The organism is Nonomuraea sp. NPDC049784, assembly GCF_040659615.1.
GTDB lineage: Bacteria > Actinomycetota > Actinomycetes > Streptosporangiales > Streptosporangiaceae > Nonomuraea.
Map to the genome: position 1 here is coordinate 1 of NZ_JBFAMX010000424.1, position 9,030 is coordinate 9,030.

Here is a 9,030-nt window from a genome sequence, read left to right on the forward strand (position 1 = left end):
GGTCGGCCCGCCAGGCAGCGCGAACCACTCCGCCGACGTGGCCGCGTCCTCGGGGAGACGGTCTCCGCCCTGCAGATCGGCCAGGGCCCGCCGCGCCCGCTCCAGGTCCGGATCCGGGCCCACCGCTGACGGCGGACAGACGTGCCTGTCCACGAACACCTGGGAGGGGAGATCCAGGACCGGGTGCCGATCGAACGGCGAGGCGGTGTCGATCACACGATCTCCTGCCGAGAAGGCCACGAAGGCGTGAGGTGAATGGGTTCTTCCGGTGCGCCACGTGCCCCGGCCGATCGGCGGTTGCGATGCGGCAGCGCGGTCGTGAACCAAGGCACCGCCACCACGAGCACATGGCGGCCCGCACCGTTCCGAGCGGGCACCTTACCTGCTCGACAGTCCGCGGTCAGCTCGCGGCCGGAAATCGTCGCGGTCACTGGCCGTTCACACCGAGCCGGGCGCGAAGGTCACCGGTGATCGGCGCTGAGCAGGCCGACCCCCGCAGAGAAGCCCGGCCCCGGCCTGCCATCGCCTTCGGCGGCGCGAAGGCTGCGCCATTCACGAGGGGACACACCGTAGACGGCACGGAAGGCGCGGCTGAAGTGGGCGGGATTGACGAACCCCCATCGCTGGGCCACGGCGGACACGGTGGGCGCCGTCCTGCTACGGCGGGCCAGCTCGCGCCCGCACTCCTCCAGGCGCCGCTGCTGGATGAGCCGGCCGACCGTGATCCCCTCACCCTCGAAGATCCGGTGCAGATAGCGGACCGAAATCCGATGCGCCTGCGCGATGCTCTCCGGCGACAGGTCCGGATCGCCCAGATTCTGGTTGATATGATCGCGAACCCGCAGGACGAGGTGGGTACGGGCGGCGTCCGCGTCCTGGGTGACCTCGCGGGTCCGCTCGGCCACCAGAGTGGAGAACAGGTCGACGACGTTGCCGGCCAACCGGTCCGCCACGGCCGGCGTGTAGGCGTGCGCCGAGGCGGCCAGCGTGGCCAGGAAGGGCAGCAGCACCGCGCCGAAGCCGTCCTCGGTGTCGATGGCTGTCCCGGTGACCTGCCGGATGTCGCTCTCCGGAACGCCCAGCACGCGGCGGGGCAGCTGGAAGACGTGCATGGAGAACCGCTGCGGATAGTCGAAGAAGTACGGCCGCGTCGTGTCGTACACCACCAGGTCCCCCTCGCCCACCTCGGCCCGCCGGCCGTCCTGGATGAAGGTCGCCGTGCCCGACATCTGGACACCGACCGCCACGAACGCCTCCGGCGAGCGCGCGATCAGCGCCGGTGTGCGGCTGATCCGCTTGGCGTCGGCCTCCATGGTCGAGACCCGAAGGTATCCGAGGCGGTCGGTCGCGAGCCGGCCGACGAAGGGCCCGTCGCCCTGCGGGACGACGGTCATCGGCACCAGCGTCCTGCTCACCGCGTCGTTCCAGTAGGCGACCTTGTCACGGTCAGGAACAGAAGCGGTCGTCAACACCAGGCTCAACCTGCTCTCCCCTCGGCAAGAATGAACGCAGCCGCAGCCGACACGGAACGGACGGCTACGCCAACCCGGAAGGCGGCACCCCGCGACGGCGGCGCGACAAGCGCGGCGCACGGCGAAAAGCGGATGGTCAAGACGGGCGAGTGCGGCTTCGCACCCCCGCAGCCCGGCACGGCTCATCACGCGAGCAGGCATGGAGTGCGTCCTTCCTAGGCGTGTCGAGCCTAGGAAGAACCCTGTGTATGAACTGTGCGAGATCTGTGACAGGGCAGTTCAGAGAGTCGCCAGCTTGGCCCTGACCTCGTCTGCCGCCGGATGGCGCAGGTCGGTGAGAATCGCCAGGGCGGCCTGCCACGCCTTACGCGCGGCCTCGGGCTCTCCGGCCTCCCGGTGCACGTCCCCCAGCCGCCCAAGCGACGATGCCTCCGGATACCGGTCTCCCGCGCCGTTGCGCAACTCCGCCGCGCGCCGATAGGCGGTGATGGCCTGCTCGAACTGCCCGAGCCGGTGCCTGGCGTACCCGACGCTGTCCCAGGCCGCGGCCTCCCCCCGGCGAAATCCCATCTCCGCCAGTCGCTCGACCGCACTTTGGCAGTATTCCAGGCCCTGCTGGTAGTGACCGAGCTGCATGTGGTACCAACCGACGTCGTTGAGCGTGGTCGCCTGCCCCCGGACGTCATCCCCTGCCGTGAACAGCTCAAGCGCCTGCTCGGTACAGGCCAACGCCTCCGCGGGCCGCCCCTGCCTGTTCAGCTCGTAGGCGACATAGCGCGTGGCCTGCGCCTGGTTATCGAGATCACCCACTTCGCCGAACAGCTCGACTGCGCGGGAGAGGTATTCGAGCGCCTCGTTCGTGCGCCCCAGATTGCTTGCCGCGCCGCCAAGGCTGTGATGGGCATGGGCCTGAGCACCGAGATCACCCAGCCGTTCGGCGGCCTGGGCCGCCGTCCGATGGGTGGTCAGCGCCTCCTCCCAGTAACCCCTGCGGTCAAGGAACTCCGTCAGCGCCCAGGCCAGCTGCCAGGCGTGCGTGTCGAACCCTGATTGCGCCGCCGCCTGGACGGCGGCCACCAGTGCGCGGCGCTCCATCCGCAGCCAGCCGTCCGCCCGTTCGTCGTCGGCGAAGTGTGTCTCCGGGACACCCGGAAGGGACGGCTCCACCGTGATCCCTTTCCTCAACGGCGCCCTCACCCGGTAGGCGGCATGCGCCGTGTGCAGGTAGTAGTCCAGCACCCGCCGCAGTGCCTCACGGCCCTCGTCCTGACCGACGAGTTCAGCGGCGTAGGCGTTCAGGAGGTCGTGGAAGGCGTACCGTCCGGGCGACGTCTCGGTGAGGAGGTTGGCTGCGACCAGCTCGGCCAGGAGCGTCTGCGCCGGAGCGCCGGCGAGCGCGGAGGCCGCGTCGAGGCCGGCCCCGCCACTGCCGGGGTGAACGGCGAGCAGCCGGAACAGCCGGGCCGCAGGCTCGCTGAGCTTCTCGTAGGACCAGGAGAAGATGGCCCTGGCGTCGACGGCCGCGTCGGGGCCGGTGAACGCGCGCAGGCTGCCGTCCGCGTGGCGCAACTCGGCCGCGATGGACGACAGGGTGAAGGCGCGGTTCGCGGCTGCGCGGACCGCCACGATCGCCAGCGCCAGCGGCAGCCGCGCGCACAGGGAAATGATCTCTTCGGTCGCCTCCGGCTCGGCCGCTACCCGGCCTTCGCCCAGCCGCCGGGCCAGGAAGTCGCGTGCCTCATCGGCCGGCAGCACGTCCAGGACAAGCGCATGCGCGCCGTGCATGGCGACCAGTCCGAACAGGTGGTTCCTGCTGGTGACCAGAACGAGTGCGCCCGGGCTGCCCGGCAGCAGCGGCGTCACCTGCGCGGTCTCGCGCGCGTTGTCGAGCAGGATGAGCATCCGCCGCCCGGCCAGCAAACTGCGGAACAGCGCGGCCCGCGCGTCCAGGCCCGATGGCACGCGCTCAGGCGGCACGTCGAGGGCTTCCAGGAATCCGCGCAGCACGTCGGCCGGGGCCAGGGCCTCTTCGCTCGGATCGAAGCCGCGCAAGTTGATGTAAAGCTGGCCGTCGGGGAAACGGTGGGTGAGCCGGTGCGCGACGTGGATCGCCAGCGCGGTCTTGCCGATCCCGGCCATGCCGCCGATCGCGCCGATGAGGACGGTCTGGTGCACACCTGGCATCAGTTCGAGCAACTCCGCGACATGGTCGTGGCGCCCGGTGAAGGTGGCCAAATCCACGGGCAACTGGGCCGGCACCACCGCAGGAAGCCCCGGCACGGGACGTGCGGGCTGGGCGGGCTGGGCGGGCTGTGCGGGGGGAGCGGCGGACTCGGACAGGACGGCGGCGTGCGCCGCACAAACCTCAGGACCAGGGTCAACGCCCAGCTCGCCCGCGAGCCGGTCACGGAGGGCATGGAACACCGCGAACGCGGCCGCCTGCTGTCCGGCGGCCGCGAGCATACGGATCAGCCTGGCCTGCAACGACTCGTCCAGCGGGTACGCCTCAGCCGCCCGCTGAACCGCCGCCACTGCCCGCCCTGCTGAACCGGCGCGCAGCGCCACGTCCGCCGCCTGGCGTACCGCGCTCACGTACTCCCGCTCCAACGCGACGAACATCGGCTGGGTGCGTACGTCCACCTCCACGTTGGCCGCCACCGGCCCCCGCCACAGGTCCAGCGCCTCCACCAGCAAACGCACGCACAGCTCGGCTTCTCCCGCCTCATCCGCCTGCCGGGCCTGCTCCACACTGCGCCGGAACACCAGCAGGTCCACGCCGTCGGGCGCCGCCTCCAGCCGATATCCGCCCCCGCCACGTATCAGCAGGGTCCCCTCGGAGCGCGGCGGCAGCTCCGGGTCGAGCAGCCTGCGCAGCTTGCCGACGTACCGCTGCGCGATGTTGACCGCGCTGGCCGGGGGATCGCGCCGCCAGAGCACGTCCACGATCTCCTCGAGAGTCACCGCACGGCCCGCGTCCGCGAGCAGCAGCGCCAGCAAGGCCCGCTGCTGCGGTGGCCCGAGCTCAAGCTCCGACCCGTTCCGCCAGGCCCGCACGGGCCCGAGCACCGTGAAACGGAGATCATGACTTGACCGTTCCATCCCGCCCCCCGCCCTGCGATGCGGCTGCCGTCTCCTGGCCACCGCACCGCAGACTACAGCTGTGCAAAACCGGAGGTCGGCACGGGTGTCGCCACTGTCTCCAGGCCTGTTCCCAGCCCTGATCTGCTCACCCCGGACAACGCGGTCATGCTCTTCGTGGACCACCAGCCGCAGATGGTCTTCGGCGTGGGCAGCGGCGACCGCGCGGGCATCATCAACAGCACAGGCCCTTGAGCCGTCGCCGTACGTCGGGACGCGGACGGACTGGAAGTGCCAAAGGGCACGGACAGATCAGAAACAGGGCACTGGCGGGCAAGGTACCCTCCCCGATCACCCTTACCGTTCCGTACATGCCCGTGGTGCTTCGCCCGGCGTGCATCACATGCGTCGACCTCGTGATGCTGCGGCGCGCTACACGGCCGAGGCGGCCGTCACCCAGGCGTTCCACAAACTGCACACCCTCACCCACACAAGCTGACCCGAGGGCAGTCGCCCGCGCTCCCAGACATCACTCAGGCAGCGAACCCGTGACCTCTCGGGCCGCCCATCTGCCGATCAACACCACATCAACAGAAAGAGTGTGCCATGTCACGTCCTGACAGCCCGACCGTCATCCTGGTCCACGGTGCGTTCGCCGACGCGTCCAGCTTCGCCCGTGTCATCCCCAAGCTGCTCGCCCGCGGCCTGAGCGTGGTGGCCCCCGCGGTCCCCAACCGCAGCCTGCTCGGCGACGCCGCCTACATCGCCTCGATCGTCCGCCAAGTGCCCGGCCCGGTCATCCTGGTCGGCCACTCCTACGGCGGCGCCGTCATCACGGTCGCCGGGATCGAAGACAACGTCAAGGCACTGGTCTTCCTGGCCGGCTACGCCCTGGAGGAAGGCGAGAGCCTGGGCGAGTTGCAGGGCCGCTTCCCCGACTCCGACCTCGCCGGCGCCCTCGTCTACACCCCCTTCCCGATCGAGGGCTCCACCGCTCCCGGCACCGACGTATCGGTTCAGATCGACAAGTTCCCAGCGGTCTTCGCGGCCGACGTCGACCCTGGCCTCGCCTCTGTCCTCGCCGTCTCCCAGCGCCCGCTGGCCGCGCAGGCCTTCACCGAGAAAGCCCCGGCCGCGGCCTGGAAGACCAAGCCCTCCTGGGGCCTGGTCGCCACGGCTGACCGCACCATCAACCCCGACGTCGAGCGTTACGGCTACCAACGAGCCCGCATGACCACCGTCGAGGTCCACTCCTCACACCTCGTGATGCTCGCTCACCCCGAGCGCGTCGCGGATCTGATCGACGATGCCGTCCGGGCCACCGCACACTGACCCGCCCTGATCCTCGGCGTCGGCCGACGTCCATGCTGCCGGCGGCGGTTGGCGTGGGAGGAGTAGGCCTTGTGGGCGGCCACCGCGTCCGGGCGGATGCGCGGGCGGATCTTGATCCGGGCCGGGACGGCGCGAAACTGCGGGCTGTCGCCGGCTTGGCCCGGGGTGAGGACGAAGGGGCCGGAGTTCCCGACCGGCGGCGCCCCTGGGGCCGTCGGTGGCCGACGCCAGGCCGGTTCTCGCGGACCTCTAGCCTTCCATGACGCAGAAGGGGTGGCCTTCGGGATCGATGAGCACGGTCCAGTCGGCGCCGCCCGGCTGGAAGTCGGGCACGGTGGCGCCGAGCCCGGCCAGCTCCTTCTTGGCGGCCTCGACGTCGGGGACCTTGAACTCGAGGTGCACATGCTTGCCGCCGTTCGGCCAGCCGGGCCCCTGGTAGCCGTCGATCCGCTGGAACGCGATCGACACCGGGCCGCCTTCGAGCCCGACGAAGTCGGCGTCGCCCGAGCCGACCTGCCAGCCGGTGGCCTTGGCATAGAAGCCCGCCAGGGCGGCGGGGTCGGCGCAGTCGATGACGATGGAGGTAAGAGTTGTTGTCATGCGCCCAGCCTGGCGGCGACGAGGCGGCCTGGTCTTGAACATCCTTGCACCGTCACCGCCCCGCCATCACCCGCACCGGCCCACGACCCAGGGTCGGCCCGCCGCCGTCAGCGACCGGCCCCGGGCGCGTGTTACGCCGGGTGTTCCGTGCGGTCGCCGGACCAGTCCGTGTGGAAGGCCCCTTCCTTGTCCACCCGGTGGTACGTGTGCGCGCCGAAGAAGTCGCGCAGCCCCTGCACCAGCGCCGCCGGGAGGCGGTCGCGGCGCAGGCCGTCGTAGTAGGCCAGGGCCGAGGAGAAGCCGGGCGTGGGCACGCCGATCTGGATCGCGGTCGTCACCACGCGCCGCCACGCCTCCTGCGCCGCGTCCAGAGCGGCCGCGAACGTCGGGTCCGCCAGCAGCGTCGGCAGCGCCGGGTTGGCGTCGTACGCGGCCCGGATCCGGTCCAGGAACTTGGCGCGAATGATGCACCCGCCGCGCCAGATCGTGGCCATCGCCCCGAGCTCCAGGTCCCAGCCGTACTCGCGCGAGGCGGCGGCCATCTGGTCGAAGCCCTGCGCGTACGCGACGATCTTGGACGCGTAGAGGGCCTGTCGCACGTCCTCCACCAGCTCGCGCCCTCCGACCCCGGAGAGGCTGGGCCCCTGCAGGGACGCGGCGGCGGCACGCTGCTCAGGGTGGCCGGACAGGGCGCGGGCGAAGGTCGCCTCGGCGATGCCCGTCACCGGCACGCCCAGGTCGAGCGCGCTCTGCACGGTCCACCGGCCGGTGCCCTTCTGCTCGGCCTGGTCGACCACCACGTCCACGAACGGCTTGCCCGTCTCGGCGTCCACCTGGTCGAGCACCTCAGCGGTGATCTCGATCAGGTACGAGTCCAGATCGCCCCGGTTCCACTCCCGGAACACCTGCGCCAGCTCGGCCGGCGTCGCCCCCAGGGCCTGCCGCAGCAGGTCGTAGGACTCGGCGATGAGCTGCATGTCCGAGTATTCGATGCCGTTATGGACCATTTTCACGAAATGTCCGGCACCGTCGGGGCCAACGTGCACCGAGCACGGCACCCCGTCCACCTTGGCCGAGATGTCCTGGAGGATCGGCCCGAGCGCCTCCCACGACTCCTTGGAGCCGCCGGGCATGATGCTGGGCCCGTTCAGTGCGCCCTCCTCGCCGCCCGAGATGCCCGTGCCGACGAAGTGCAGGCCACGCTCGCGCAGCGCCGCCTCGCGCCGCCTGGTGTCCTCGAAGTGCGCGTTGCCGCCGTCGACGATCATGTCGCCCGGCTCCATCAGCTCGGCGAGCTGGTCGATCACCGCGTCGGTGCCGGCCCCCGCCTTCACCATGATGATCGCCCGCCGCGGCCGCTTCAGCGACGCCACGAAGGCCGCCAGGTCTTCGGACGGGACGAACGTGCCCTCCCCGCCGAACTCCTTGACCAGCTGCTGGGTGCGGCCGTACGTCCGGTTGTGCACGGCCACGGCGTATCCGTGCCTGGCCAGGTTCCGGGCCAGGTTGCGCCCCATGGTGGCCAGGCCGGTGACGCCGATGTCTGCCAAGTCCATCTCAAGCTCCTTTGTGGGGGATACGCATGATCCAGCCCGGTGGTTCCGCGGGATATTCCAGCCTCAGTCGCTCTGCCGCACCCCCAGCTCGTCCAGCCTGTCCAGCATGTCTGCCGGATCGGCGTAGACCCTGAACGCCCCGGCACGTTCGAGCTCGTCCCTGCCGTACCCGCCGGACTGCAGCCCGATGCCCAGCGCGCCGGCCCGGCGGGCGGCGAGCAGGTCCCAGACGCTGTCGCCCACCACCATGGCATGCGCCGGGTCCACGTGCACCAGGGCCGCACCCGCGAGGAACAGGTCGGGGTCCGGCTTGGCCCTCCGCACCAGATCGCGGGTGATCATCGGGGTGTCCTCGGGCAATCCCAGCATGCCCAGCGCCAGCCGCGCCGTGCGGGCGTACCCGCTGGTGGCGATCGCCCAGGGCACGCCGCGCGAGGTCAGCTCCGACAGCAGCTCGGCCGCGCCGGGCAGCGGCCGCACGGAGTGGACCTGCTGCTCGTAAGCTTCCATGTGCGTGGTCTGCAACTGGTCGATCTGCTCCCGTGTCAGCTTCAGTCCGGTCTCGCGCAGCAGCGCGCTGACGAACAGGCCGCCGCTCATGCCGATGCGACGGTGGATCCGCCACACCGACAGGTCGATCCCCATGCTGGACAGTGCCTGCCGCCACGCGATGACGTGCTGGTAAACGCTGTCGATCAGGGTGCCGTCCAGGTCGAAAAGAAATGCCGGGGTCGGGGCCTCAGGGAACGCGTTCATAGGTCCATGACACCATGGACGATTATGCGGATCATCATCGCGGGTGGGCACGGGAAGATCGCGCTCAGGCTGGCGGAACGCCTCAAGTCGGGCGCGGTCGGCATCGTACGAAATCCCGCCCATGTCGCCGACGTCGAGGCCACCGGAGCCGAGGCCGTCGTGTGCGACCTGGAGAAGGCGGCCCTCGAAGAGGTGACGGAGATCGTCGAGGGCGCCGACGCCGTGGTCTTCGCGGC

General features: G+C 70.6%; 9 protein-coding genes and 1 pseudogene. 3 read left to right on the plus strand and 7 right to left on the minus strand.

The genetic code is table 11. From position 1 onward, the window contains the following. From AB0J09_RS46100 to AB0J09_RS46110, 3 genes are all read right to left on the minus strand, one after another. Nucleotides 1–216, minus strand: a 216-nt coding sequence (locus AB0J09_RS46100; RefSeq protein ID WP_360706136.1) for a hypothetical protein, incomplete at its 3' end; no start/stop codon positions are given. 245 nt (nucleotides 217–461) lie between these two features. Further along, complete coding sequence (locus AB0J09_RS46105; RefSeq protein WP_360706159.1) at nucleotides 462–1,472, minus strand: helix-turn-helix domain-containing protein; 1,011 nt, start codon at nucleotides 1,470–1,472, stop codon at nucleotides 462–464. 279 nt (nucleotides 1,473–1,751) lie between these two features. Further along, nucleotides 1,752–4,526: a BTAD domain-containing putative transcriptional regulator gene (locus AB0J09_RS46110; protein WP_360706139.1), complete on the minus strand. Its 2,775-nt coding sequence runs from the start codon at nucleotides 4,524–4,526 to the stop codon at nucleotides 1,752–1,754. Nucleotides 4,527–4,589: 63 nt separating this feature from the next. Here AB0J09_RS46110 and AB0J09_RS46115 point away from each other — a divergent pair, with 63 nt between their 5' ends. Together AB0J09_RS46115 and AB0J09_RS46120 are read left to right on the plus strand one after the other, a co-directional pair. Next, nucleotides 4,590–4,805: a hypothetical protein gene (locus tag AB0J09_RS46115; protein ID WP_360706142.1), complete on the plus strand. Its 216-nt coding sequence runs from the start codon at nucleotides 4,590–4,592 to the stop codon at nucleotides 4,803–4,805. A 351-nt stretch (nucleotides 4,806–5,156) separates the two neighbouring features. Beyond that, entirely contained in the window at nucleotides 5,157–5,882 is a 726-nt protein-coding gene (locus AB0J09_RS46120) for an alpha/beta hydrolase (protein ID WP_360706145.1), read from the plus strand. Between the two features lie 44 nt (nucleotides 5,883–5,926). Here the strand turns inward: AB0J09_RS46120 and AB0J09_RS46125 are convergent. From AB0J09_RS46125 to AB0J09_RS46140, 4 genes and pseudogenes are all read right to left on the minus strand, one after another. Continuing rightward, nucleotides 5,927–6,055: pseudogene (locus tag AB0J09_RS46125) on the minus strand (IS5/IS1182 family transposase); the annotation flags it as partial. A gap of 76 nt (nucleotides 6,056–6,131) precedes the next feature. Then, a complete protein-coding gene (locus AB0J09_RS46130; protein WP_360706148.1) occupies nucleotides 6,132–6,482 on the minus strand; it encodes a VOC family protein in 351 nt (116 codons plus the stop codon). Nucleotides 6,483–6,613: 131 nt separating this feature from the next. Beyond that, the gene (gene gndA, locus AB0J09_RS46135; RefSeq protein WP_360706151.1) at nucleotides 6,614–8,038 is read right to left on the minus strand and encodes an NADP-dependent phosphogluconate dehydrogenase; all 1,425 of its coding nucleotides are present in this window, start codon (nucleotides 8,036–8,038) and stop codon (nucleotides 6,614–6,616) included. A 63-nt stretch (nucleotides 8,039–8,101) separates the two neighbouring features. Continuing rightward, the gene (locus tag AB0J09_RS46140) at nucleotides 8,102–8,794 is read right to left on the minus strand and encodes an HAD family hydrolase (RefSeq protein WP_360706153.1); all 693 of its coding nucleotides are present in this window, start codon (nucleotides 8,792–8,794) and stop codon (nucleotides 8,102–8,104) included. 24 nt (nucleotides 8,795–8,818) lie between these two features. On the opposite strand from AB0J09_RS46140, the gene AB0J09_RS46145 reads away from it, so the two are divergent. Further along, the coding region (locus tag AB0J09_RS46145) for an NAD(P)H-binding protein (protein ID WP_360706156.1) at nucleotides 8,819–9,030 on the plus strand (212 nt) is incomplete at its 3' end.